This window comes from Novosphingobium aeonii, assembly GCF_052279045.1.
In the GTDB taxonomy this organism is placed as follows: domain Bacteria; phylum Pseudomonadota; class Alphaproteobacteria; order Sphingomonadales; family Sphingomonadaceae; genus Novosphingobium.
In genome coordinates, this window is record NZ_CP176833.1 from 298,148 (window position 1) to 323,565 (window position 25,418).

17 protein-coding genes are annotated in these 25,418 nt (G+C 67.0%); 12 read left to right on the forward strand and 5 right to left on the reverse strand.

Translation table 11 applies throughout. The features are described from left to right. Position 1: 1 nt before the first annotated feature. Genes ACLIMP_RS17105 through ACLIMP_RS17125 form a run of 5 tightly spaced genes read left to right on the forward strand, consistent with a single transcriptional unit; the run spans position 2 to position 6,026 of the window. Positions 2–1,192, forward strand: coding sequence for a sulfotransferase family protein (locus ACLIMP_RS17105; RefSeq protein ID WP_443478629.1), 1,191 nt, complete (start codon positions 2–4; stop codon positions 1,190–1,192). After that, entirely contained in the window at positions 1,189–2,208 is a 1,020-nt protein-coding gene (locus tag ACLIMP_RS17110) for an alcohol dehydrogenase catalytic domain-containing protein (RefSeq protein ID WP_132469669.1), read from the forward strand. The genes ACLIMP_RS17105 and ACLIMP_RS17110 overlap by 4 nt, the downstream gene beginning before the upstream one ends. An 11-nt stretch (positions 2,209–2,219) precedes the next feature. Continuing rightward, positions 2,220–3,299, forward strand: coding sequence for a Gfo/Idh/MocA family protein (locus ACLIMP_RS17115; protein WP_443478630.1), 1,080 nt, complete (start codon positions 2,220–2,222; stop codon positions 3,297–3,299). A gap of 50 nt (positions 3,300–3,349) precedes the next feature. Next, positions 3,350–4,972, forward strand: coding sequence for an inorganic phosphate transporter (locus tag ACLIMP_RS17120; protein ID WP_443478631.1), 1,623 nt, complete (start codon positions 3,350–3,352; stop codon positions 4,970–4,972). A 25-nt stretch (positions 4,973–4,997) separates the two neighbouring features. Next, positions 4,998–6,026 carry a transporter gene (locus ACLIMP_RS17125; RefSeq protein WP_443478632.1) on the forward strand — a complete coding sequence of 343 codons (1,029 nt, stop codon included), beginning with the start codon at positions 4,998–5,000 and terminating at the stop codon, positions 6,024–6,026. Here ACLIMP_RS17125 and ACLIMP_RS17130 read toward each other — a convergent pair. The 3 genes from ACLIMP_RS17130 to ACLIMP_RS17140 all read right to left on the reverse strand — a co-directional run bounded on the left by ACLIMP_RS17130 (position 6,013) and on the right by ACLIMP_RS17140 (position 10,453). Beyond that, entirely contained in the window at positions 6,013–7,368 is a 1,356-nt protein-coding gene (locus tag ACLIMP_RS17130) for a dicarboxylate/amino acid:cation symporter (protein WP_054438622.1), read from the reverse strand. The two genes, ACLIMP_RS17125 and ACLIMP_RS17130, sit on opposite strands and share 14 nt — an antisense overlap. 115 nt (positions 7,369–7,483) lie before the next feature. Further along, positions 7,484–9,007, reverse strand: coding sequence for an alginate export family protein (locus ACLIMP_RS17135; protein WP_443478633.1), 1,524 nt, complete (start codon positions 9,005–9,007; stop codon positions 7,484–7,486). A 132-nt stretch (positions 9,008–9,139) separates the two neighbouring features. After that, on the reverse strand, positions 9,140–10,453 hold the full coding sequence (locus tag ACLIMP_RS17140) for an MFS transporter (protein WP_443478634.1): 1,314 nt from the start codon (positions 10,451–10,453) through the stop codon (positions 9,140–9,142). Positions 10,454–10,800: 347 nt separating this feature from the next. On the opposite strand from ACLIMP_RS17140, the gene ACLIMP_RS17145 reads away from it, so the two are divergent. Next, positions 10,801–11,724, forward strand: coding sequence for a helix-turn-helix domain-containing protein (locus tag ACLIMP_RS17145; protein WP_185999085.1), 924 nt, complete (start codon positions 10,801–10,803; stop codon positions 11,722–11,724). Positions 11,725–11,917: 193 nt separating this feature from the next. Further along, positions 11,918–13,258 carry an MFS transporter gene (locus ACLIMP_RS17150; RefSeq protein WP_054438680.1) on the forward strand — a complete coding sequence of 447 codons (1,341 nt, stop codon included), beginning with the start codon at positions 11,918–11,920 and terminating at the stop codon, positions 13,256–13,258. Positions 13,259–13,265: 7 nt separating this feature from the next. Here the strand turns inward: ACLIMP_RS17150 and ACLIMP_RS17155 are convergent, their stop codons facing one another. Together ACLIMP_RS17155 and kdgD are read right to left on the reverse strand one after the other, a co-directional pair. Further along, entirely contained in the window at positions 13,266–14,189 is a 924-nt protein-coding gene (locus tag ACLIMP_RS17155) for a LysR family transcriptional regulator (protein ID WP_443478635.1), read from the reverse strand. A 26-nt stretch (positions 14,190–14,215) separates the two neighbouring features. Continuing rightward, entirely contained in the window at positions 14,216–15,145 is a 930-nt protein-coding gene (kdgD, locus tag ACLIMP_RS17160; RefSeq protein ID WP_185999084.1) for a 5-dehydro-4-deoxyglucarate dehydratase, read from the reverse strand. A gap of 344 nt (positions 15,146–15,489) precedes the next feature. Between kdgD and ACLIMP_RS17165 the strand changes: the two genes are divergently transcribed. The 5 genes from ACLIMP_RS17165 to ACLIMP_RS17185 all read left to right on the forward strand — a co-directional run bounded on the left by ACLIMP_RS17165 (position 15,490) and on the right by ACLIMP_RS17185 (position 25,406). After that, on the forward strand, positions 15,490–16,638 hold the full coding sequence (locus ACLIMP_RS17165; RefSeq protein WP_324699864.1) for a mannonate dehydratase: 1,149 nt from the start codon (positions 15,490–15,492) through the stop codon (positions 16,636–16,638). A 63-nt stretch (positions 16,639–16,701) separates the two neighbouring features. Next, on the forward strand, positions 16,702–19,464 hold the full coding sequence (locus tag ACLIMP_RS17170; protein WP_443478636.1) for a TonB-dependent receptor plug domain-containing protein: 2,763 nt from the start codon (positions 16,702–16,704) through the stop codon (positions 19,462–19,464). A gap of 21 nt (positions 19,465–19,485) precedes the next feature. Further along, the gene (locus ACLIMP_RS17175; protein WP_054438612.1) at positions 19,486–20,793 is read left to right on the forward strand and encodes a sugar porter family MFS transporter; all 1,308 of its coding nucleotides are present in this window, start codon (positions 19,486–19,488) and stop codon (positions 20,791–20,793) included. Positions 20,794–20,796: 3 nt separating this feature from the next. Continuing rightward, the gene (locus ACLIMP_RS17180) at positions 20,797–22,176 is read left to right on the forward strand and encodes a family 43 glycosylhydrolase (protein WP_443478637.1); all 1,380 of its coding nucleotides are present in this window, start codon (positions 20,797–20,799) and stop codon (positions 22,174–22,176) included. Continuing rightward, a complete protein-coding gene (locus tag ACLIMP_RS17185) occupies positions 22,173–25,406 on the forward strand; it encodes a glycoside hydrolase family 2 TIM barrel-domain containing protein (protein ID WP_443478638.1) in 3,234 nt (1,077 codons plus the stop codon). Before ACLIMP_RS17180 ends, ACLIMP_RS17185 begins: the two co-directional genes overlap by 4 nt. Positions 25,407–25,418: the final 12 nt, after the last annotated feature.

A 25,418-nucleotide genomic window follows, 5' to 3' on the forward strand; every position in this document is an offset into this window, starting at 1 on the left:
CATGGATCTCGGTTACGATCCGCCAGACCGGTTCCGCACCGCCTTCGACCGCGCGCACGAGATCGTCGCGGGGGAGCTGGGGCATGACGATTTCGGCCCGGACGATTATCTCCCCGGCCTTGGCGTGCTGCTGCATTCGATGGACTACGATCCGCAGTTCACCGAAACGGGGCGGCGCGCGGCCTGGGGGCAGGTGCTGGGCGTGCTGCGCAGCCGGGCGGGCGCGATCCGGGCAATGAAGGACAATCCCGGGTTCGATGCCGTGCCGGTGCCGGCGCCGGTGGTCATCACCGGGGTGCCGCGCACGGGGACCACGGCGCTGCACCGCCTGATGGCGGTGGACCCGCGCTTCCAGGGGCTGGAGACCTGGCTGCTCGACGCGCCGATGCCGCGACCTCCGGTGGATCGCTGGCAGGACTATCCCGAATATCGCAAGGCCATGGCGGTGATCGAGGCGCGCTATGCCGCCGCCCCGCAGCGCCGCGCCGCGCACCATGTGGCGGCCGAGGAAGTTCACGAATGCTGCATGTTGCTGCGCCAGTCGTTCGTCTCGAACCTGTGGACCTGCGGCTGGTCCGCGGCGAGCTACGACGCCTGGTGGCAGTGCCAGCGCGAGGATGCGGCCTATGCGCACTATCGCCGCTGCGTGCAGCTGATCGGCATGAACGATCCGGGCCGCCGCTGGCTGCTCAAGAACCCCGGCCATATCGACAACCTCGACCTGCTCTTCGCGGTGTTTCCCGATGCCAGGGTGATCCAGACGCACCGCGATCCGGCAAAGGCGGTGCCTTCGCTGGTTTCGCTGCTGATGGGTATGCACCCGGTGCTCGAACAGGGCCGCGCGGACCAACGCGGGCCGATCATGCTCGCGCGGGAGGTGGCGAAGTGGGCCGCCGCGCTGCGCAAGGCGGATGCCGTGAAGACGCGCCGTCCGGGGCAGGTGCTCGACATCGCGCATCTCGATTTCCACAATCGGCCGATGGCGGTGATGGAGCGGATCTACGGTTTCATCGGCATGGACATTCCCGATGAAACCCGCGCCGCCTTCGCCCGCCGTATCGCGCAGAAGCCCGAATTGCAGCACGGCGCCCATCGCTACGACATCGCCGACTACGGCATGACCGAGCAGCAGGCGCGCGCGCCTTTCGGCGACTATGTGACGCGTTACGACCTGCTGGAGAAGGCGGCATGAAGGCGGCGGTCTATCCGGGCGGCGGGCAGCCCGTGGTCATCGAGGACGTGCCCGAGCCGCGCCCCGCGCCGGGCGAGGTCTTGATCCGCGTCCACCGCTGCGGCATTTGCGGCACCGACCTGTCGATGACCAGGGGCGGCGCGTGGGACTATGGCCCGAACGCGCGCTTCGGCCACGAATATGCGGGCGAGATCGTCGAGCTGGGCCGCGATGTCGATGGCTGGCGGGTGGGAGACCGGATCGCGGTGCTGCCCTCGGTCGCCTGCGGATCGTGCGAGACCTGCCAGGCCCATGGCAACAATGTGCTGTGCCGGTCGGGCGAGGGCAATGCGATGATGGGCTTCGCGCAGTTCGCCAGCGTGCCCGCCGCCGTGGCGACGCGGTTGCCCGCCACCCTGTCGATGACGGACGGCGCCCTGATCGAGCCGCTGGCGATCAGCCTCTACGGCGCGCGGTTCGCGAATATCGAGCCGGGAGACACGGTGCTGGTGCTGGGTGGCGGCACGGTGGCGCTTTACGCGATCTACTGGGCGCGGCGGCTGGGGGCGGGGCGCATCGTTGCCATGTCGCGTTCGGCGCGGCGCCGGGAGCTTTCGCTGGCGATGGGAGCGGACGCTTTCGTGGCCTATGGCGCGGACGAGGTGGGCGAAGTCATCGAGGCGCTGGGCGGATCGCCGCGCGTGATATTCGAATGCGTGGGCGCGGAAGGAATGCTGGGCCGCGCGATCCGTCATGCAGGGCCGTTCGGGCGGGTGGTCTCGCTGGGGTTCTGCACCGCGCCCGATCCGGTGATTCCCGCCATTGCCGCGTACAAGTGCGTCTCGCTGCGGTTCGCGGTGGGCTATTCGATGAAGGAGTTCCTCTACATCGCCGACCGGATGGACAAGGGCCACGTCGATCCCGCCACGATCGTGACGCGCGATATCGCGCTGGCCGATCTCCCGGCGATGCTGGAGGCGCTGCGCGGGCCGAATGACGAAACCAAGGTCCACGTCCGCTGCAACGACGTCTTTTGAGGAGAAACGACATGGAGAAACCGACCGCGATCGTCGTGGGCACCGGCTTCGGCCGCCGGGTCCATGTTCCGGCTTTGCGCGCCGCCGGGTTCGCGGTGGCCGCGCTTGTCGGCACCCGGCCCGAACGGCTGGAGCGCAAGGCGGCGGAGGCGGGCGTCCCGGCCTTCTTCACCGATCTCGGCGCCGCCATCGAGCGGACCGGCGCGCACCTCGTCACGATCGCCGCGCCGCCCGCCAGCCATGCGCCGCTGGCCTTCGCGGCCATGGCGCGCGGCTGCCACGTGCTTTGCGAGAAGCCTTTCGCGATGGACGCGGCAGAGGGCGCGGCGCTGCTCGATGCGGCGGAGCGGGCGGGTATCGTTCACATGATCGCGCACGAATTCCGCTGGTTGCCCGAACGCGCGCTGCTGGGCCGCGCCATTGCCGAGGGGCTGATCGGCACCCCGCGCTTCCTGGCGATGGACCAGTTCATCCCCTTCTGCGCCGATCCCGGCGCGCGGCTGCCCGGATGGTGGTTCGACACGGCATCGGGCGGCGGCTGGCTGGGCGCGGGCGGTTCGCACCTGATAGACCAGGTGAGGACATGGCTGGGCGAGTTCGAGAGCGTGTCGGCCCGCCTGCTGACCGTATCGGACCGCGAGCACGGCGCCAACGACAGCTATTCGCTGCGCTTCCGTCTGGCGAGCGGGGCCGAGGGATCGATGCAGCAGAGCGCCGGGGCCTGGGGCGCGCCCGCCAGCCTGCTGCGCTGCGCGGGCACGCGGGGAACCGTGTGGATCGAAAGCGGCAAGGTCCTGCTGGCGGACCGCACGGGCACGCGCGAGCTGCCGGTTCCGGACGATCTCGTGCTGCCCGCAGCGCCCGGCTTCGAGCTGGCACCCTTCATCCGGCTCTGCGAGGCCCTGCGCGCCAGGATCGAGGGTGCGGGCGGCGAGGGGCCGGTGGCGATCCCGACATTCCGCGACGGGCTGGCGGCGATGCGGGTCATGGATGCCGTCCGCGCCGCATCCGCGGCAGGCGGCGCGCTGCGGCCAGTGGAGCCTGCTTCCGGCCTGGAGCCTGCTTCCGGCCCGGGCGGCGGCGCAGCATAAATGTCATGAAACCGACGTAAGGCTTTCGTCTCCCCATTCGAGGCGAAACGATGAACGCGACCCTTGCGCCCAGGCCGATCGACACGGCCGGAACCCGGCCCGACCTTGAAAAGGGCCTTGGCGCCGCCGGCCGGATCGGGTTCGGCGCGGCAATCGTGGCCGCGCTCGTCTATGTGGCCTTCAGCGTCTATTCCGATGCCGCCGCCGTGGGCGTGGAGCCCACCACCTACCTGCCGTTCATCCTGCTGTTCATCGCCCTGCTGATCGCGCTCGGCTTCGAATTCGTGAACGGTTTCCACGATACCGCCAATGCCGTGGCCACGGTGATCTACACCAATGCCATGCCCGCGAACGTCGCGGTGGTCTGGTCGGGCTTCTTCAACTTCCTCGGCGTGCTGGTTTCCACCGGCGCCGTGGCCTTCGGCATCGTTTCGCTGCTGCCGGTCGAACTGATCCTGCAAGTGGGATCGAGCGCGGGCTTCGCCATGGTCTTCGCGCTGCTGCTGGCGGCGATCCTGTGGAACCTCGCCACCTGGTGGCTGGGCATTCCCTCGTCCAGTTCGCACACCCTGATCGGCTCGATCATCGGCGTGGGCGTGGCCAATGCGCTGATGCACGGCAAGAGCGGCACCGCGGGCGTGGACTGGGGCAAGGCGGCCGAGATCGGCCAGGCCCTGCTGTTCTCGCCGCTGATCGGCTTCGGCCTTGCCGCGCTGCTGTTCGCCGCGATGAAAGTGCTGGTCCGCAAGAAGGAACTCTACGAGGAGCCGAAGGACGGCCTGCCGCCGCCGTGGTGGATCAGGGCGCTGCTGATCTTCACCTGCACCGGCGTCAGCTTCGCGCATGGTTCGAACGACGGGCAGAAGGGCATGGGGCTCATCATGCTGATCCTGATCGGCACGGTGCCCACCGCCTATGCGCTGAACCGCGCCGTGCCCGAACGCTACACCGCGGAATTCCACGCCGGCTCGCTGGCCGCCGGAGCCGCGCTGGACGAGGCTTCGCCCCCTCCCGGCGTCCCGCTCGATCCCGCGCAGGCGCGCAGCCGGGTCACGGCCTATATCGCCGACAAGACATTGGCCCCCGCCACGCTTCCCGCGCTTTCGGTGCTGGTGCACGACGTGGACCGGCAGGTCATCGACTATGGCTCGCTGGCGAAAGTGCCGGCGGCGGCGGTGAGCAATATCCGCAACGACATGTACCTCGCCTCGGAAGCGATCAAGCTGCTGGGCAAGCAGAAGCCCGCCGCGCTTTCCGGGCAGGCGCAAGAAAGCCTGGCGACCTACAAGGCCTCGCTCGATGCGGGCACGCGCTTCATTCCCACCTGGGTCAAGGTGGCGGTGGCCATCGCGCTGGGGCTGGGCACGATGGTCGGCTGGAAGCGCATCGTCGTCACCGTGGGGGAGAAGATCGGCAAGACCCACCTGACTTACGCGCAGGGCGCCGCCGCCGAACTGGTGGCGATGGGCACGATCTTCGGGGCGGACCATCTCGGCCTGCCGGTCTCCACCACCCATGTCCTCTCGTCCGGCGTGGCGGGGACGATGGCGGCGAACCGTTCGGGCCTCCAGATGAGCACGGTGCGCAACCTGCTCATGGCCTGGGTGCTGACGCTGCCGGTCTCCATCGTGATGGCGGGCGGGCTCTACATGCTGTTCTCGCAGGTTCTCTGACGGGTTCCGGGCGCGCGCTGCCGCCATGAGCCATGACCTGCCCCGTCTCCTTCCCGCCACACAGGGCGCCGGCGCGCCGCTGGCGGATGGCGGCATGGGGCCCGGCCTGATCTGGGGCATGGACCTGACGGACGAAGGCGCCTTCCCCGTTGCCGATTGCGAACGCCCGCCGGAAGGCCGCTTCCGCTGGCTTCATCTCAATCTTGCGCACCAGCGCACGCGAAGCTGGATAGAGCGGTTCGAAGCGGTTCCCCCGGCCGTGCGCGAACTGCTGCTCTCGCCAGACACGCACCAGCGCGCGCTGGTCGACGGCGGCACGGTGGCCTGCGTGCTTCACGATTTCGAACGGGATTTCGACGTGGCCGATACGGCGCGCGTGGGCGGGCTGCGCATGGCGCTGGCGCCGGGGCTGATGCTGACGGCGCGGCTTCATCCGATCCGTTCGGCCGATATCGTGCGGACCCGGCTCTCGCGCTGCGGCGCCGGCTTCGGGGCGGCGCAGGCGCTGGAACTGCTGGCGGGCGCGATCAGCGAGAATATCGCCGATATCGCCCGCTCGCTCAGCGCCGACGTGCAGCATGTGGAGGACATGTTCCTCGACGCGCGCGATCCGCCCAAGGCGCGCGACCTGATCGGCGTGCGGCGGCGGCTGGCGCAGATACAGCGCCTGCTTACGGGAATGCGCGGGGTGTTCCAGCGGCTGGAGAAGGACGAGGAACTGCCCGAGGCGCTGCTGCCCGGCGTGGAGAAGATCGCCCAGCGCATCCAGTCGCTCGACGGGGACGTGCAGGGCGTGCAGTCGCAGTTGCGGCTGCTGCGCGAGGAACTGGACATCCAGGAGGCGCAGCGGACCAACCAGAACCTCTACATCCTCTCGATCGTGACCGCGCTGATGCTGCCGGCCACGCTCGTGACGGGGATCTTCGGGATGAACACCGGCGGGTTGCCCTTCGCGCAGGGGCCTTACGGCACGATCCACGCCACCCTGTTCGCGGGCGGCGCGGCCATCGCGACTTATCTGCTGCTGCGCTGGATGGGCTTCATGCGGCGCTAGCGCGGGGCGCCTCGATGTCGCCGGTCTGCATCGGTCCGCGAATGCCGAGGCGCTGGGCGACGATGGTGGGCACCAGCGCCTGTCCCGCCACGTTGACGGCGGTGCGGCCCATGTCGAGGATCGGGTCGATCGCCAGCAGCAGCCCCACGCCCTCGAGCGGGAGCTTGAGCGTGGAGAGCGTCAGCGTCAGCATGACCACCGCGCCGGTCAGCCCCGCCGTGGCCGCAGAGCCGATCACCGAGACGAACACGATCAGCGCATAGTCCGAAAGCTGGAGCGGCACGCCGTAGAACTGCGCCACGAAGATCGCCGAGATCGCCGGATAGATCGCCGCGCAGCCGTCCATCTTGGTGGTCGAGCCGAGCGGCACCGCGAAGGCGGCGTAGGAACGCGGCACGCCGAGGCGCTCGGTCACTTCCTCGGTCACCGGCATGGTGCCGACGGACGAGCGCGAGAGGAAACCGATCTGGATCGCCGGCCAGGCCACCGAGAAGAAGCGCAGCGGGTTGATCCCGTGCAGCAGCAGCAGCAGCGGGTAGACCGCCAGCATGACCACCGCGAGCCCGATATAGACCGCGCCCGCAAAGGCGCCGAGCGCGGAAAGCGCGTCCCAGCCGTAGCTGACCACGGCATTGGCGATCAGCGCCGCCGAGCCGAGCGGGGTCAGCGCGATCAGCCAGCGCAGCAGCTGGCGCAGCACGAGGTTGGCCGAAGTCATGAAGGCCAGGAACGGCTCCGCCTTCGCGCCGATTTTCACGGCGGCCGCGCCCACGGCAACGGCGGCGATGATGATCTGCAGCACGTTGAAGGAGACGGCGGTAGTGGCCGCGCCGTCTTCCAGCGTGGTGGCGGCGGTAATGCCGAGGTAGTTGGCCGGAACCAGCCCCTTGAGGAAATCGAGCCAGCCGCCGACCGATGCGGGCGCATGGGCCGCGCCCGCATCGACATGGGCGTGAAGACCGGGCTGGATGGTCAGCCCCAGCGCGATGCCGATGAGCACGGCGATCAGCGCGGTGATCGCGAACCACAGCAGGGTCTGCCCCACCAGCTTCACCGCGTTGTCGAGCCCGCGCAGCGCGGCGACCGAGGCGATGATCGCGGTGAACACCAGCGGCGGAACCAGCGTGCGCAGGAGCTGGATGAAGATCTGCGCCACGGTGTGGAACGTCTCGCTCGCGCCCGAGGCCAGGGCGCTGTCAGGCCCGAGCTGGCGGACCAGCAGGCCCGCGGCAAGGCCCACGACCATGCCCAGCAGCACCTGCACGCCGAAGCCGGGCCACCTTGAACCGGACGATGGGACACCGGGGTGGCGCGAGGCGCTGGTTTCGGGGGTCTTCGCCATGCAGAATTGCCTTCAGGTCGTGAGAATTCGTTCCTTTCCAGCGGAAAAGGCCCCCGCGCGGGCGAGGGCCTCCCATTTCGTGACTTCTTGCACGCCGCGCAAGAGTGTTCGGATGTCAGAACCGATAGTTCGACATGACCCCGAAATAGTTGCCCTTCCTGGCCCCAGCCTCCTCGAAGGCGGAGCCGGGGGCGAAGTAGGTTTCGTAAAGGCGGAAGCTCAGACGCCGGGTGGCCTGCCACGACATTTCGAGGTTGAGCGCCGTGCCGACATAGCGGGTGCCGTCGTAAGGTGCGAACGAAGAGCCCGCCGGGCCGATGTAGACGCCGTCGGCCTTGCTCTGGCGCCAGAGGAAGTCCGGCCCGGCCATGACGGTCACGTTGTCCAGCGGCTTCAGGGTCAGCGAGGGGTAGAGGTCCATGAGGTTGGAGAAGTTGAAGAACGCCGCCTCGCTGAACAGCGGCAGGCGGGGGGCGGCGGCCACGAAAGTGCCGGCCTTGCCATCGCTCAGGTCATGGTCGCCGCTGAAGGCATTGGCGCGCAGGCCCAGGCGGGGCTTCATCGGCAGGCCGGGCCAGGTATAGCCGGCTTCGAACAGCACGCCCCAGGCGCGGATGTCCTGATCCGCGAACGTGCCGCGCTGGAGCGTCCCCTCAAGGTCGAAATCGAAGCGGGCGTTGCGTTTCCACAGGCGCGCGCCCCAGTTGGTGCGGTGGTCCGCGCCCACGCCTTCGCGCAGCGTCGCGTTGTCGCGCGTCATCTCGTACCAGTAGACGTCGGTGCCGAAGCCCGCCACGCGGTTGGGCGCGCTGACGTAGATCCCGTGGAACGCCTTGGAGGAATCCGCCCCGTCATCGAGGGTGCCCGGCTTGATTTCGACCGGGCGGGTGGCGAAGGCGTCGACCGAGATCTTGCCCGGCAGGATATAGGTCGCGCGCACGCCCTGATAGGTGAAGCGCATGTTGAGCCCTTCGCGCACGCCCGCCAGCTTGCCGTTGCCCAGCGGCATCTCGAAGCGGCCGGGGCGCAGCGTGATCTTGCCGGCATCGCCCAGCGGCACGGTCACGTCGACGAAGGCCTGGTAGACGTCCAGCTTGTCGCGGTTGGGGCCGGTGGCGAAGCTTTCGCCATATTCGCGGTTGTCGCCCAGTTCGAGATAGGCGCGCAGGTTCGGGCCGAGGTGGAGGTCTCCGATCAGCCGCAACCGGCTCTGTACCGGGTTGTTGCTGTCGTTCGCCCTGAGGCCCAGCGCGGAATGGTGCCAGTCGGTATAGTAGACCCGCGCCTCCCCGCCGAGCGAGAGGTAGACGTCGTCATTGTCGCCCAGCGGGATGTGGCGGATCCTGTCCATGATCGGGGCGTCGGCGGCGGGGCGCTTCGACCAGTCCTCGGTCCAGCGGATCGCCTGCGGCACGCCGGGAGGGCCCTTGCGGCCGCCGGGGACCGCTTCGGCAGGCGCGCCTTGCGACTTTGCCGGGCGGATGCCGGGCGGCGCGGCGGAGGATTGCGGGCCGCCGGCGGCGTCCTTCGTGTCGTTGTCGGGCGCGACGGACTGCGCCGAGGCGGGCGTGACATGCACCAGAGAAAGCGCTGCGGTGGCGGCGAGCAGACCGGCGCGACCCGGAAGATTGCAAAACATTTTCAGACTCATCCTCATGCGGGGGGGCGAGGTCGCGGCGGGAATTCCCGCCGCGCCTCCCGTTTTGGCCCGGTTTTTCCGTTCAGCCTGTTTTTGTGGGGCGCGGCCCGAAGTGCCGCACCCATGGCGCGATCAGGCGATCGCGTTTTCGCCGTAGCGCACCATGGCCAGCGCGATGCCGCCGACCAGCGTGCCGCAGGCCATCACGAAGGCCACCAGCGCCAGCGACGAACCGCCCGCGAACAGCAGCCCGGCGGTGATCGGGCCCAGCGCCGCGCCGGCGCGGCCGACGCCGATCACCAGGCCGGTGCCGCCCGCCCGCAGCGAGGCGGGGAAGGACTGGGCGATCACCGCGTAGAGACCCGCCGTTGCGGCATTGGTGAAGAAGCCGCCGATGCAGGCCATGATCGAAAGGCTGGCCAGCGTGGTGAAGCCTTGGCCGAACATCGTCACGGCCGCCGCGCCGCAGATCATCGCGCCGATCACCAGCGGGCGCACGCCGATCTTCTGGGTCAGCAGGCTGAGCACGATCGAGCCGCTGGCGCCGCCGACATTGGCCCAGACCAGCACGCCGCCGGCGGAGGCGGGCGGGAAGCCCATGTCGACCACGATCTTGGGAATCCACTTCACCAGGAAGTAGAAGGTCATCATGTGCGCGAAATAGGCGACGATCAGCAGCACGGTGACGCTGGCGATGCCGGGGGCGAAGAATTCGCCGAAGCTGAAGCGGCGGGGTTCCTCGTCGCGCGGGGGCAGTTCCGACAGCGCCGCGCGGCCCTGGCGCACCATCGTGCGGTTGATCTTCTCCAGCGCGCCGGCCGGGCGCTTGTGCAGCAGGAAGGCGATGGTTTCGGGCACCAGCCAGAGCACCAGCGGGATGAAGGCGGCGGTGATGATCGCGCCGAATTCGAAGACCGACTGCCAGCGCCCGGTGGTGCCGAGCAGGAAGGCCGCGATGGAGCCGCCGACGATGGCGCCCATCGGATAACCGCCGGCCATGATCGCCACCGAGAGGTTGCGGCGGCGTGCGTTCGAACATTCCGCGACGATGGCGTTGGTGGCCGCGAGCATTCCGCCGATGCCGAGCCCGGTGAACAGGCGGAAGGCGGAAAGCACGGTGAGGTTCTGCGCGGTGGAGGCCAGGAACATGCCGCTTGCCATGACCACGAGGCAGGCCAGGATGGTGGGACGGCGGCCGATGCGATCGGCCATGGCGCCCAGGATCAGCGCGCCGATGCCCATGCCGATCAGTTCCATCGACAGCACCAGGCCCAGCGCGGCCCGGTCTATGCCCCATTCCTTCGAGATGCCCGGCGCGGCGAAGCTGATCGACAGCACGTCGAAACCGTCCAGCGCATTGAGCGCGGTGGCCACGGCAATGGCGATGATCTGCCGGCGATGCATGGGCTCGCGGGCGATAAGTGCCCGCGGATCAGTGTTACTCATATCCTCTCGACCTGCTTTCCGTATTCGAAGTTCGGTGGTGTCGGTTGTGCCGGGGCTCTGTCGGCCGGCTTGTCGCCGGCTCGGTTGTTGGCGGGCTGGGCCGCGGGGGCTGGACGGCACCCGCTTCGCACGGGCGCCGATCCGCGGCGGGCAGGAAGACGGCGCGGGAACGAAAGGCTTGTCGAAGGAGGGGCCGGGCTCGCGGCCGGGCGACCGGGGCGGGGGTATCCTCTCCAAAGGCATCGTCTCCGCGCAGTCCGGCCTTCGTTGATACGACTTGACCGCTGCGGATTGCCTATTTTTCCCGCAGCGCTTAACCGGAGTCCATGGTGGAATCTGAAAATCGGATGGACTTTTCGCCAAACTTATTGCCGAACGGTAACGAACGTGACGATCCCGGCGGTGCTGCGGTCCCGCGCTACATCCTGTATGGCGATGCCAGCGAACGGCCGGACTGGTTCGTCAATATCGAACCGCTGGACAAGCGCTGCCGTGAACGGGGCTGGCTGATAAAGCCGCATACGCACCCGCGCATGACCCAGGTCGTGTTCTGCGCGGCGGGCAGCGGCACCATGACGATCGAAGGCGATACCGCGCCTTTCGCGCCGGGCTGCGTCATGGTCGTGCCGCCGCACCGGATCCACGGATTCCACTACGCCGAAGCCGCGAACGGCTGGGTGATCACGATCGAGACGCACTATCTCGACGACCTTCTCGTCCGTGCGCCGGAACTGCGGCGCGTGCTGAAGGAGCCGGGCGTCTTCGCGCTGTCGCAGGACGGCCTTGCCGAAGTTTCGCCGACGATGGAGCGCATGGCCAACGAACTCCAGAGCGCGCGCAAGGGCGGGGCGATCGGCGCGGAAATACAGCTCATGTCGGTACTGCTGCTGTTCCTGCGGCTATGGCCGTCGGACGACCGCGCCGCGCCCGTGCTCGGCAGCCGCGCCGATCTGGTCCGGCGCTTCCGCGAACTGGTGGAGCGCAGCTACCGCGCCCAGCCGCTCCTGCCCGATCTTGCCGGCGAACTCGGCGTCAGCGTTTCGCAGCTCAGGCTGGCGTGCAAGACGGTGGCGGGCATCTCCCCCATCGAGATCGTCCACGACCGCCTGCTGTCGGAAGCCAAGCGCTGCCTCAGCTACACCCCGATGAGCGTGACCGAGATTGCCGACTGGCTGGGCTTCAGCGACGTCGGTTATTTTTCGCGTTTCTTCACCAAACTGGCCTCGGTTCCGCCCACGGCGTTTCGCCGGCAGCACGGTGCCGCTTTCTGAGCCTTCGATACCGTTCTGTACCCTCCAGGTGTCGTTCAGTCGTGGCCGAACGGCGCGCCCGCGGCCTATTCAGCCAATTTCTGGATCGATCTCTGCCGCATTCAAGATGGACTTGAAGCGGCCGCGACCCTAGCGCTTCAATCTAGCCGGGAAACGATTGCATAGCCGGCGGGAGAGGGGTCGCGTGAAGGAAATGCAGAGCATCGGCGTGCCCGGCGCAGGGGCGCCGGAAAAGGGCGAAAAGCCGACCTGGGTACGCCAGCGGATCATCGCGCTGATCTTCCTCATAACGACCATAAACTACGCGGATCGCTCGACTTTTTCGATAGCGGGCAGCGAGGCGTCGCGGGAGCTGGGGCTCGATGCGGTGCAGACCGGATTCATCCTTTCCGCCTTCGCCTGGGCTTATGTCGCGGCGCAGATTCCGGCGGGGCTGCTGCTCGACCGCTTCGGCACGCGGCGGGTCTACACGATCGCCATCGCCTCCTGGTCGCTGCTGACGATGCTCCAGGGCTTTGCGGGGCTTTTCGCACTCCACGTCTTCGCGATGCTCTTTGTCATGCGGCTGCTGGTGGGGGCGGCGGAAGCGCCGTCTTTCCCCGGAAATGCGCGGCTCGTGATCGCCTGGTTCCCCGGTAGCGAGCGCGGAACGGCCTCGGCGATCTTCAATTCCGCGCAGTATTTCTCGCTGGTCGCCTTTGCCCCGCTGATGGGCTGGCTGGTCCATTCCTTTGGCTGGCGCAGCGTATTCTGGGTGATGGGCGCGATCGGCCTTGCCGGTGCGGCCACCTTCTGGCGCTACATCCGCAGTCCGATGCGGCATCCGGCGGTAAACCGCGCCGAACTCGACCTTATCGAGCAGGGCGGCGGCCTCATCCACATGGACGAAGGCGGCCGTGCTTCCCGCGCGCCGAGCCTTTCGGACATGCGCCGCCTGCTGGCCAACCGCATGCTCGCCGGTATCTATCTCGGCCAGTACTGCATCAACGTGCTGACCTATTTCTTCGTGACATGGTTCCCGATCTACCTCGTGCGAGAGCGGGGCATGAACATCATGGAAGCCGGTTTCGCCGCGGCACTTCCGGCGCTCTGCGGCTTCGTCGGCGGACTGATCGGCGGCTATGTGTCGGACATGCTGCTGAAGCGGACCGGGTCGCTCGATATCGCGCGCAAGGTGCCCCTCACCGTGGGGATGGTCCTGGCGACCGCGATCATCGCCTGTGCCTTCGTGGAGGCGCAGTGGCTGGTCATCTCGTTGATGGCGCTGGCTTTCTTTGGAAAGGGCGTGGCATCGCTGGGTTGGGCGGTGATGTCCGACGTGGCCCCGCGCGAACAGTCGGGCGTGGCCAATGGACTGTTCAACATGTTCGGAAACATGGCCGGGATCGTGACCCCGATCGTGATCGGCTACATCGTTGCCACGACGGGCTCGTTCGACTGGGCCCTCGGGTTCGTCGGCCTGCACTGCCTGCTGACGATCGTCGCCTTCCTGGTCATCGCAGGACCGATCCGCCGGGTTACACTGGCGGATTGAGGGCGCTTCAGAGCAGCGTCTCGAAGCAGAGCTGGCGCATCACGTCGAGCGCGGGGTTCTCGTTCTCGCGGTGCCAGGCGAGCAGCAGTTCCGCAGGCGCCTCCGGCGTCGTGCGGATCGTGCGCAAGTGCACATCGGTCATGTGCAGGCTCTTGGCGGCTTCCGGCACGATGGCGGCGGCCAGGCCCGAGCGGACGAGGCCCAGCATCGAGTGAATCTGCGTGACATGCTGCACGTAGCTGGGCGTAACGGCGGCATCGGCGAACAGCTTCACCAGCATTTCGTGGAAATATCCGGCGCCCTGGCGACTGTACATGATGAGCGGCTTGTCGTCGAAGTCCGACAGGTCCAGCACGGCCTTGGCCTGGCGGGGATCGCCGGAGGGCAGCGCGGCCATCATCGGTTCGCGGTGAATCAGCACATGATCGAAGTCGGTGCGGTCGATCGGCGGGCGCACGAAGGCGAGGTCGATCAGGCCGGTGAGCAGGGCGTCGAGCTGTTCCGACGTCACCATTTCGCGCAATTCGAGTTCGATGTTGGGCAGCTTTGCCAGCGCCTGCGCGACGATGCGCGGCAGCAGGTCGTAGCCCGAGGCGGCCGTGAAGCCGATCACCACGCGTCCGGCGTCGCCCTTGGCGATGCGCCGGGCGGCAAGCGCCGCGCCTTCGGCAAGGCGCAGGATACGGCGGGATTCGATGAGGAAGGCGCTGCCGGCAGGCGTGAGTTGCACCTGCCGGCTCGTCCTTTCGAGCAGGGTGACGCCGAGTATCCGCTCAAGCAGCTGGATCTGGCGGCTGAGCGGCGACTGGGTCATGTTCAGTCGCCGCGCGGCGCGGCCGAAATGAAGCTCTTCGGCCGCGGCAACGAAGCAGCGCAGTTGGCTGAGATCGAACATCGCCAACCGAGTAGGCCATCCCTTCGGCGCTGTCACCCTGTCAGGCCCTGGTGGTCCCGGCCTTATGCCCTGACGAGCGAGACGTCGGAAACGCGGGCGATCAGCGCGGCCAGTTCCTCGTGCTCGGCGGCGGTCAGGTCTGCCAGCGGGGTGCGGACCGGGCCCGCATCCCGGCCCACCGCGCGCATCCCGGCCTTGACGATCGAGACCGCGTAGCCGCGTCCGCGATTGCGCAGGGCGATATAGGGCAGGACGAAGGCATTGAGCTGTTCGACGACGAAGGCCTGGTCGCCCGCGCGCACCGCTGCATAGAAGCGCAGCGCCCACTCGGGCAGGAAGTTGAAGATCGCCGATGAGTAAGTCGTAACGCCCATGGCGAGATAGGGCGTGGCGAAGGTTTCGGCCGTGGGCAGGCCGCCGATGTAGGTCAGGCGGTCGCCCATGCGGGCCTGGATGCGCGCCATCAGCTCGATGTCGCCGACGCCGTCCTTGAAGCCGACAAGATTGGCGTTGCGTTCGCAAAGGCGCGCCAGCGTCTCGTCGTTCACGATGCCGTTGTCGCGGTTGTAGACGATCACGGCGAGACCGGTCGCACGGCAGACCGCTTCGATATGGGCGGCAAGGCCGTCCTGGTTCGAACCGATGAGATAGGGCGGCAGCAGCAGCAGGCCGTCGGCGCCGGCCTTTTCGGCCTTGCGGGCGATGTCGGTGGCGATCGCGGTGCCATATCCGCAGCCCGAGATCACCGGGATGCGGCCTGCGGTTTCGGCCACGGCGGCGGCAACGACGGTGGCGACTTCATCGGGCGTGAGCGAGAAGAATTCGCCGGTGCCGCCCGCGGCGAACAGACCGGCAAGGTCGTGTTCCAGCATCCAGCCGCAATGGTCGCGGTAGTCCGCTTCCACGAACCGGCCCTCGGCGTCGAAATGGGTGACGGGAAACGAAAGCAGGCCCGTTCCCAGCTTCGATCCGACTTCCACGGGGCTAAACATTATGAACTGACCTCTCCAAACAGATGCACCCTTCGTGCTTGCCGGGCGTTATTGCAGCGGTCGGAGTGGGTCCAACCCAATTAGGCAATCGATCAATGCCCTGCTTAGCTGGATCGACCCAGCGTAGTTCGGAAAATGACCCGAATTCCGCCAAATTTCGCATATTCTGCTATAAGGTCACGACACCGGTTACCGCCCGTCAGTGCCGAGTTTGCATGGATTGAGCCAGAATTGGCATTGGTATTTGCCCGACAAATCCCGCAATGAGCCGTCCTCCGCCGGGGATGGCGGTCGCAAATCAGGAACGGGCCGGACAACCGGCCGCCGCAGCGGGGGAGTGACGAATGGACCGCAGGAACTTCATTCTGGCAGCAGGCGCCGGTGCATCGCTGACGCTGGCCGGTGGGGCTCAGGCAGCCACGCGCCGCTCCGGTAATCGCGCAGCAGGCGCTTCGGGTCGCAAACCTTATCTGATGAAGCTCGGCTGCCAGAGCATGCCGTCGAGCGAGGCGCATTTCGCCGATTTCGCGCGCTTCGGCGTCACCAACATATGCGCCCGCGCCGCCGTTGCGGATGGGCGGCTCTACCCCACCGTGGACGAGCTTTCGCGCCTTCGCGAGATGGCCGAGCGCCACGGCCTCAGCCTCGACATGCTGGAGCCCGACCTGCTGGGCTCCACGCATATCGACCGCGAGAAGCACCCCGCGATCATGCTGGGCGACGGCGCGGCGCGCGACCGCGACATCGAGGCCTTCGCCACGACCCTGCGCAATTGCGCGGCGGCGGGTATTCCTGCGGTGAAGTACAACATGAGCCTGCTGGGCGTCCTGCGCACGGGCCCGGCCGAAGGGCGCGGCGGGTCGCACTATTTCGCCTGGGACCTTTCGAAAGCGAAGCCGGCCACGCCGCTCACCCGTGCAGGCGTGGTCGATGCCGACCTGTTCTGGGAACGCATCACCTATTTCCTCGACCGCATCGTGCCGGTCGCCAACGAGACGAAAGTGCGGATCGCCTGCCATCCGCAGGACCCGGGCACCCCGCCCGGCGGCTATCAGGGCATTACCAATGTGCTCGGCACCGTCGAGGGGCTTCAGCGGCTCGTCCAGATCAACGAGAGCCCATACCACGGGCTCAACTTCTGCCAGGGTTCGATCTGCGAGAACCTGACGGACCCGGCCAACCAGATCTTCGACGTGATCCGCTGGTTCGGCAGCCGGAAGAAGATCTTCAACGTCCATTTCCGCAACATCCAGGGCCACCGCGACCGCTTCAACGAGAGCTTCCCGGACGAGGGCGACATCGACATGGTTCGCGCGCTCCAGACCTATGCGGAAGTCGGCTACGACGGCATGATAATGCCCGACCACGTTCCCGGCATGGACGATCCGCAAGTGGTGGACGGCAAGCCGGTCTGGACGCCGCGGGCCGAGAATTTCGCCTTTTGCTACGGCTACATTCGCGGGCTTCTGCAATCGGCGCAGCGGCTTACCTGATTTCGCAAGATCGACGCCCGGCGGGCGAAACAATCAAGATCCTTTGGAGGGGAGTTTTCACAAATGATGCAGCGGTTTACCGTCCTTGGCGGAGTGTCGGCGCTTGCCCTGTTCACGCATACGGCAGCCCTGGCGCAGGACGCGTCGGCTTCCACCGATGAACAGCCTGCGATTTCGACCGAGGATATCGTCGTCACCGGCAGCCGTATTCCCCTGAGCGGCTTCAACCGCCCGACGCCGGTCACGGTAACGAGCGCGGAGCAGCTCAATGCGGCCGTTCCGACCACGCTGGGCGATGCGCTGAAGCAGCTTCCGGCGTTGTCGTCCTCGGCGGGGCCGCGCGGTGCGCAGACCTCCAGCGGGCAGGGCGGCGCCTACCTCAACTTGCGCAACCTCGGTACGACCCGCACGCTCACGCTGTTCGACGGCCGGCGCTTCATTCCCAGCGACGGCAGCGGCCAGGTGGACACCAACATGTTCCCGCAGGCTCTGGTGGAGCGCGTGGAAGTGGTAACCGGCGGCGCTTCGGCGGCCTATGGTTCTGACGCCGTGGGCGGCGTGGTGAACTTCATCATCAACAAGAAGTTCACCGGCCTCACCGGCAGCATCCAGGGCGGCGTCACCACTTACGGCGACAATGACGAGCAGAAGGTCGAACTGGCCTACGGCACCCGCTTCGCCGACGACCGCGCGCATTTCCTCATCAGCGGCGAATATTACCGCAACGCGGGCGTGGACGATCGCCTGGAACGCCCGTTCTCGCGCAAGAGCTGCCAGCCGATCTCGTTGCCGGCAGGGTCGGCCACCCGGCGCGACTTCGCCTGCGACGTTCGCGTGGCCAATGCCAATTTCGGCGGGCTCATCACCTCGGGGCCGCTCAAGGGCACGACTTTCGACGCGAACGGCAATCCGGTCGCGTTCAACTACGGCAGCAGCCTGACCGGTTCCACCATGATCGGCGGCGACGGCCCGCGCCCGCAGTTCGCACCCCTGATCGCAGGGCTGGAGAAGAAGGTCGTCTATTCGCGTCTCGCCTATGACGTGAGCGACAGCTTCACCGTCTTTGCGGAAGGCAACTACGGCAAGACCAAGAACGATTATCAGGTCGGTTCCTACTCCAACCAGCTTGGCACCACCGCGCTGACGCTGAGGCGCGAGAACGCCTATCTTCCGGCCGAACTGGCCGCGATGATGGACGACGCGGGCGTGACCACGCTCACCATGGGCCGCTACGATGGCGACCTGCCGCGCACCCGCGTCAAGGTGGCGAACGAGACCCTGCGCGGGGTGCTCGGTGCGGAAGGCAGCGTGCTGGGCGGCCTCAAGTGGAACGTCTATGCGGAGGCGGCGCGCAATACCCGCAACCTTGCGCTGCATCACGATCTCATCCAGGCGAATTACGTCAATGCCGCCGATGCCGTGGTCGATCCGTCCAGCGGCAGCATCGTCTGCCGTTCGACACTGGCCAATCCCGGCAACGGCTGCGTTCCCGTCAATGTCTTCGGCACCAATGCCGTGTCCGACGCGGCGCTGAACTACGTGACCGGCACCAATACCGCGGATCAGAAGTTCCACGAATTCGTCACCGCGGCCTCCATCGCGGGTTCGCCCTTCGCGCTCTGGGCCGGTGACGTGGGCTTCGCGGCCGGCGTCGAATATCGCCGCCAGAGCTTCAACCAGGTCGTCGATCCGCTCTCGGAAGCCTATAACCCGATCACCAATGCCGAGGGCGCCTACCGTGTCGGCAATGCCAAGGCGCAGAGCGGCAAGTACAACGTCAAGGAAGCCTTCCTCGAACTCGACCTGCCGTTGCTCAAGGACCTGCCGCTGATCCAGTCGCTGGACTTCAACGGCGCGGTCCGCCGCACCGACTACAGCACCAGCGGCGCGGTGACGACGTGGAAGGCCGGCCTGACCTGGGAACTCTACGACGATCTGCGCCTGCGCGCCACGCGTTCGCGCGATATCCGGGCGCCCAGCCTCTACGAACTGTTCCAGCGCGGCACCACCAGCTATCAGCCGCAGGTCTACGATCCGTTCACCAACACGACCGCCACCAATGTGCGCTCGGTCGTGCGGGGCAACCCGGATCTTCGCCCGGAAGTGGCCAATACGCTAACGTTCGGCGGCGTCTATTCGCCGTCGTTCCTGCCGGGCTTCAACCTCTCGGTGGACTATTACGACATCAAGATCCGTGATGCGATCGCCTCGCTTTCGTACCAGCAGGAGATCGACGATTGCTATAACGGCAGCGCTTCGGCCTGCGCGCTCATCAGCCGCGATGCGAACGGCGTGTTGACGCAGATCGATATCGTGACCCAGAACCTCGCCTCGTTCGATACGCGCGGCATCGATTTCGAAGCCAGCTACCGTTCGAACCTGCCCTGGCTCTCGGGCGACGCCGTGCTCTCGACCCGCCTTCTGGGCAACTACATCGACAAGTACGAGCAGAGCTCGCCGGGCGTGGCCGCGATCGACCGTGCCGGCCAGATCGGCACCGCGCCGCATTGGCGCCTGACGGGGCAGGCCGACTTGCACCTGGGCCCGGTCTCATTCTTCAACCAGGCCCGCTTCATCGGCGGGGGTGCCTATGACAAGGGAACGGCGGCCGAGGACCTGCCGCAGCGCCACTTTGCCGGGCAAGTGCTGTTCGATACCCGCATCGGCTACAAGCTGCCGGTCGGCGGCGACTGGGAGGCGTATCTCAGCGTCACCAACGTCTTCAACAAGCTGATTAATCCCTATGTGTCGAACGGACCCTCGGGTATTTCCGATTTCGATGCGATCGGACGTACGTTCCGTGTCGGCGTGCGGTTCACGCTCTGACGGTCGAATGAAGGGGACGGGATGATGAATGCGACGCTTTTCCGAGGCGTGCTGGTTGGCGCGCTGGCCGGGCTCTTGTTCGGTTTCGACACGGCGGTCATCGCCGGCACCACGGAAGGCATCCGCACCGCCTTCGGCCTCGACGCCACCGGCGTCGGGGTCACCGTCTCCAGCGCGCTCTGGGGCACGCTGGCGGGCGCTCTGCTGGCGGGCATCCCGGGAGACCGTTACGGCGCGCGTTCCTCGCTGACGGTGATCGCGCTGCTCTACCTTGTGTCGGGCATCGGCTGCCTCCTGGCGATGAACTGGCCGATGCTCCTTGTCATGCGCGTGCTGGCAGGCTTCGCGGTGGGGGCATCTTCGGTGCTGGCGCCGGTCTACATTGCCGAGATCGCACCCGCGGAACGGCGCGGCATGATGGTGGGGGCGTTCCAGCTCAATGTCGTGCTGGGCATTCTCGTCGCTTATCTGAGCAACTACTTCGTATCCAGCCTCCAGCTTGGCGCACTGGACTGGCACGTCAAGTTCGGCGTCACCGCGGTTCCGGCGGTGGTGCTGCTGGTGATGATGCGCACCATTCCCGACAGCCCGCGCTGGCTCTTCGCCAAGGGGCGGGAGGCAGAGGCCGCCGCCGTGCTAAGCAAGCTGGGCAATGCCGACGTTGCTGGCGAGATGGCCTCCTGGCGCCGTGCCGAAAGCCAGACGCACGCCCCGCGCCTCAGCTGGGTGCGTCACCACCGGCCGATCCTCCTGGCCATTGCGATCGCCGCGTTCAACCAGCTCTCCGGTATCAACGCGATCCTCTACTACCTCAACGACATCTTCGCCGCCGCCGGGTTTACGGGGGTTTCGGCAGACCGCCAGGCCATCGTCATCGGTGCCTGCAACCTGGTGTTCACCGCACTTGCCCTGACCGTGATCGACCGGATCGGCCGCAAGACGTTGCTGCTGATCGGTTCCGTCGGCCTGACGGCAGCGCTGGCGGGTGTTGCCCTGATCTTCGGCAGCGGCACGCATCAGGGCTGGCTGCTTTACCTCCTCATCGGCTTCATCGCCTTCTTCGCCTTCTCGCAAGGCGCGGTGATCTGGGTCTATATCAGCGAGATATTCCCCACCGACGTGCGCGCACGCGGGCAGAGCCTCGGTTCCTCGGTCCACTGGTTCATGGACGCGATCATCGCTTTCGGCTTCCCGCTCGCCGCCGCCCATGCCCGCGCCCTGCCGTTCTGGCTGTTCGCGGTGATGATGGCGCTTCAGTTCGTGGTCGTGCTGGCCTTCTTCCCGGAGACCAAGCGCCGCTCGCTCGAAGCCATCGGCGAGGCCATGTAAGGGATGATCCGGCTTGCAGCGGCAATTCTCCTGACAGGCGCGGCTTTCCTTGCGAATGCCTCGCCTGTCATGGCGGACCGGAAGGAAACGGCGGCGCTCGATCCTGGGGCGCGCAATCCGCTCCTGCCCGGCTACTTCGCCGACCCGTCGATCGTGGAGCACGAGGGCGAGTGGTTCGTCTTCGCCACCGAAGACCCCTGGGGCGGCGACAGGCTGGGCCTCTGGCGCTCCCGCAATTTCCGCGACTGGACCTTCTCCGAGCCGAACTGGCCTACGAAACAGGCCGCCACCAGCGCCACCTCCAACAAGAGCAAGGTCTGGGCTCCCTCGGTGGTGCGCGGGCGCGACGGGCGGTTCTGGATGTATGTCTCGGTCGGCAGCGAGGTCTGGGTGGGCGTGGCCGATCATCCGGCCGGGCCATGGCGCGACGCCAATGGCGGCCGCCCGCTTATCCCCGGCAACTACCGCCCCGGCTATCACATGATCGATGCCGAGGCCTTCATCGACGATGACGGCACCGCCTATCTCTACTGGGGCTCCGGCCTCAACTGGGTGAACGGTCGCTGCTTCGTGGTGCGCCTCAAGCCCGACATGGTGACTTTCGACGGCGAGCCGCAGGACGTGACCCCGGCGCACTATTTCGAAGGTCCGTTCCTGTTCAAGCGTGGCGGGCGTTATTTCCTGACCTACAGCTGGGGCAACACCACGAAGGACACCTATCAGGTGCGTTACGCCGTGGGCTCTTCGCCGCTGGGGCCGTTCACCGAGCCCGAGGACGCCCCGATCCTCGCCACGGACGCGGCGCGGGACGTTGTAAGCCCCGGGCATCATGCGGTGTTCTCGGCGGCCGGGCGGGATTACATCTTCTATCACCGGCAGGCGCTGCCGTTCCCCGCAGCGGACGGCAAAGTGCGCAGGCAGGTCGCGGTGGACCGGCTGCTGGTCGAGGGGGACCGGCTGCGCGCGGTCCGTCCCACGCACAGCGGGCCTGACATTCCGGGCACTGCCGCGCATCGGCGCACCGGGAGATTCATGCAGATCAGTGCTTCCGGCATGCTGGACGCGGCCCATGCCGCGGCCCTCGCGGGAGACGACAACTACGCCACCGGCTGGGTCTCTCCGGCGGAAGACGGCGCATGGCTGCAGGCCGACGCCGGACGCAGGCGCCGGATCGGCGCAAGCGAACTGCGCCCTGCCGATCCGGTCACGCCGTTCTCCTTCCGCCTCCTCGCCTCGGACGACGGCAGGCAATGGCGGACCGTTCACGAGGGGCACGACCGGTCCGGTTCGCCCGTGGTCCTGCCCTCGCCGGGTTCTGCCCGATACTTGCGGATCGTCTTCGACGGTCCCGCCGCCATCCTTGAATGGAGTTTCCCCCGATGATGCCGCCGAGACACTTCCTGCTGGCAACCGCCGGCCTCGCGATCGGCATCGCCACGTCGGCATCGGCGGCCTCCCCGGTGCCCAGGCCGATCCAGCCCCAGATCTCCGATGAGCGGCCAGACTGGGAGAATCCGGCCGTCTTTGCCCGGAACAAGCTGCCCGCCCGCGCCACCGGTTTCCCTTTCGAGGACCGCGAGCGCGCCATTGCCGGCGACCGTACACACTCCCGGCGTTTCCTATCGCTCGACGGAACGTGGAAGTTCGATTTCACGCCCGGCGCCGATGCCGCGCCGGAACACTTCTTCCGTCCGGACTACGATGTCTCGGGCTGGAAGCCGATCCAGGTTCCGGCCGACTGGCAGACGCAGGGTTTCGACCGCCCTCTCTACAACAACGTCCAGTATCCGTTCCCGCCCAACCGCCCGCTGATTCCGCACGATGCCAATCCGGTCGGCTCCTATCGCCGCGATTTCGACGTTCCGGCCGATTGGAAGGGTAGCGACGTGATCCTGCATATCGGTGCGGCGGGTTCGGCCTACCGCGTCTGGGTGAACGGGCAGGAAGTGGGCTACAGCGAGGATTCCAAGCTCCCTTCCGAATTCGATCTGACGCGCCTGGTGAAACCGGGGCGCAATTCGTTGTCGATCCGGGTCTGGCGCTGGTCGGACGGCAGCTATCTGGAAGACCAGGACTTCTGGCGAGTTTCCGGGATCGAGCGTTCGGTCTATCTCATCGCCGCGCCGCGCGCGCGGGTGGACGATGTCTTCGCCCGGGCCGGGCTTGCCAATGACTACCGCGACGGGACGCTCGATCTTGCGCTCAAGACTTCATCCGCCGCGCGCGGGCTTACCGTGCGGGCCACGGTGCTGGACGGCGACAAGGCGCTGCTTGCCCGCAGCGTGAAAGTCTCAGGTGAAAACGTCACGCTGGACGGCGTGATCCCCGGCGTGCGTCCCTGGACGGCGGAAACGCCCGACCTTTACACCCTGCTTGTGGAACTGGTGGACCGCAAGGGACGCACCCTGCAGGCCACCGCCCGGCGGATCGGTTTCCGTAACGTGGCCATGAAAAACGGCCTCGTCACCGTCAACGGACGCCCGATCACCATTCGCGGCGTCAACCGGCATGAGCATGACCCGGAGCACTTCCATGTGATCTCGGAGGAATCCATGCGCCGCGACATCGAACTGATGAAGCGCAACAACGTCAATGCGCTGCGCACCTCGCACTATCCCAACGATGAGCGGCTCTACGATCTGGCCGACGAATATGGCCTCTACGTCATGGACGAGGCGAATATCGAGAGCCACGAATACCTCTCGGCCGCGAACCGCGCCAAGGACGACAAGACCTATCTGCTCGGTTACGACCCGGCCTGGGAAGCCGCGCATGTCAGCCGCGTCACCAACATGGTGGAGCGCGACAAGAACCATGCCTCGGTGATCTTCTGGTCGCTCGGTAACGAGACGGGCGTGGGCCCCACGTTCGAGAAGGCGGCGGCCGCCGCCCGCGCGCTCGATCCCACGCGCCTGATTTCGTTCCTCGGCCATTCGCAGATCAGCGACCACCGCCCGAACGCCTATGCCGACATCTACGCACCGATGTACGACGGCATCGACAAGATGGTGGACTATGCCGCGCACCGCGAGCAGTTCCCGCAGCCGATGATCCAGTGCGAATATGCCCATATGCAGGGCAATTCCGGCGGCAATTTCAAGGAGATCTGGGACACGATCCATGCCCATGAGGACCGCTTGCAGGGGGGCTTCATCTGGGACTGGGTGGACCAGTCGATCTACCGCTACGCTGCCGATGGCCGCCGCTACTGGGGAGACGGCAGTTCGTTCGGCCCCAATCCGCGCGGCGAGATCGAGTTCGGCGATGGGCTCAACCAGTCGGACCGCACCCCGAACCCGCAGCTTTTCGAAGTGCAGAAGGTCTATTCGCCGATCCAGTTCGCTGCGCTGGATGCCAAGGCGGGGCGGATCGAGGTGCTCAACCGCCACGATTTCCGCGATCTTTCGGGCTTCGACTTCGATTGGGAGCTCGACGAGGACGGCGTGGCGATTGCCCGCGGCGCGCTTGCTGCGCTGGCCACGCCGGCACGCAGCAAGGAAGCCTTCTCGGTGCCGCTCCCTGCTTTCGCGCGCAAGCCGGGTTCGGAATACATGCTGACCTTGCGCGCCACCGCGAAGTATGCGGCGGTGCCGCTGGTCAAGGCCGGTCAAGTGGTCGGCTGGGAGCAGTTCTCGCTCGGTTCGAGTCCGCTGGCGGACGTGGCGCGACCGGTCAAGGTTGCACTGGTGCAGGATGCGGGCAGCTTCCGCCTCTCCGCCGGCGGTGCGACGCTGACGGTGGACCGCAAAACCGGTCTCGTTTCCGGCTATGCCGTGAAGGGCAGGGCCCTGCTGACGGGCGGCGCACCCAGCTTCACCCGGGCGCTGACGGACAACGACATCGGCACGCGGCCCAAGGGCGCCGACGCGCGCTGGGAGGCGATCGAGGCGGCGCGCAAGGTCGCCGCGATCAGCGCCGTAAAGACCGCCTCCGGCGCGGAAGTGACCGTGCGCTATGCCTTCGCGGATGGGGGGAACAAGGCCGATGCCGTCCGTTTCGAGACGCGTTACCGCATGGCAGGGGACGGCAGCGTCGAGGTGGAAGGCGCGTTCACGCCGATGGCGAAAGACCTGCCCGATCCGCTGCGCATCGGCTTCGCCTTTACCACCGTCGGCGGGTTCAAGACGGTGGAATGGTATGGCCGGGGGCCGCACGAAAGCTATGCCGATCGGAAGACCAGCGCGATGATCGCGCTCTGGCGCGGGGCGATTGCCGATCAGAACCATGATTACCAGCGCCCGCAGGAAACCGGCACGAAAACCGATGTGCGCTGGATGCTGCTCTCCCCCGAGCAGGGACCGTCCCTGCGCATCGCCGGGGATCGGCCGCTGACGATGAACGCGCTGGCCTTCCCCTATGCGGACCTGGCGCGCCGGGAACCGGGCACGCGCAGGAGCACTGACATCGTTCCGCAGGAAAACGGTTCGTTGATGGTCGATGCGATCCAGTCCGGCGTGGGCGGAGATACGACCTGGAACGCGGTGGGTCGCCCACTGCCGCAATATCGCGTACCCGTGGAGCCGCGCCGCTTCTCGTTCCGTCTCCAGCCACTTGCGGATGGCGCCGGCGAGAGCGAAAGCGCCAGGCCCGCGCAAGCGACCATTGTTCAGTGACTGGAGACCCGA

Coding starts and splice junctions, on each gene's coding strand:
- ACLIMP_RS17105 (WP_443478629.1), top strand. CDS start 2: ATGGATCTCGGTTACGATCCGCCAGACCGGTTCCGCACCGCCTTCGAC.
- ACLIMP_RS17110 (WP_132469669.1), top strand. CDS start 1,189: ATGAAGGCGGCGGTCTATCCGGGCGGCGGGCAGCCCGTGGTCATCGAG.
- ACLIMP_RS17115 (WP_443478630.1), top strand. CDS start 2,220: ATGGAGAAACCGACCGCGATCGTCGTGGGCACCGGCTTCGGCCGCCGG.
- ACLIMP_RS17120 (WP_443478631.1), top strand. CDS start 3,350: ATGAACGCGACCCTTGCGCCCAGGCCGATCGACACGGCCGGAACCCGG.
- ACLIMP_RS17125 (WP_443478632.1), top strand. CDS start 4,998: ATGAGCCATGACCTGCCCCGTCTCCTTCCCGCCACACAGGGCGCCGGC.
- ACLIMP_RS17130 (WP_054438622.1), bottom strand. CDS start 7,368: ATGGCGAAGACCCCCGAAACCAGCGCCTCGCGCCACCCCGGTGTCCCA.
- ACLIMP_RS17135 (WP_443478633.1), bottom strand. CDS start 9,007: ATGTTTTGCAATCTTCCGGGTCGCGCCGGTCTGCTCGCCGCCACCGCA.
- ACLIMP_RS17140 (WP_443478634.1), bottom strand. CDS start 10,453: ATGAGTAACACTGATCCGCGGGCACTTATCGCCCGCGAGCCCATGCAT.
- ACLIMP_RS17145 (WP_185999085.1), top strand. CDS start 10,801: ATGGACTTTTCGCCAAACTTATTGCCGAACGGTAACGAACGTGACGAT.
- ACLIMP_RS17150 (WP_054438680.1), top strand. CDS start 11,918: ATGCAGAGCATCGGCGTGCCCGGCGCAGGGGCGCCGGAAAAGGGCGAA.
- kdgD (WP_185999084.1), bottom strand. CDS start 15,145: ATGTTTAGCCCCGTGGAAGTCGGATCGAAGCTGGGAACGGGCCTGCTT.
- ACLIMP_RS17165 (WP_324699864.1), top strand. CDS start 15,490: ATGGACCGCAGGAACTTCATTCTGGCAGCAGGCGCCGGTGCATCGCTG.
- ACLIMP_RS17170 (WP_443478636.1), top strand. CDS start 16,702: ATGATGCAGCGGTTTACCGTCCTTGGCGGAGTGTCGGCGCTTGCCCTG.
- ACLIMP_RS17175 (WP_054438612.1), top strand. CDS start 19,486: ATGATGAATGCGACGCTTTTCCGAGGCGTGCTGGTTGGCGCGCTGGCC.
- ACLIMP_RS17180 (WP_443478637.1), top strand. CDS start 20,797: ATGATCCGGCTTGCAGCGGCAATTCTCCTGACAGGCGCGGCTTTCCTT.
- ACLIMP_RS17185 (WP_443478638.1), top strand. CDS start 22,173: ATGATGCCGCCGAGACACTTCCTGCTGGCAACCGCCGGCCTCGCGATC.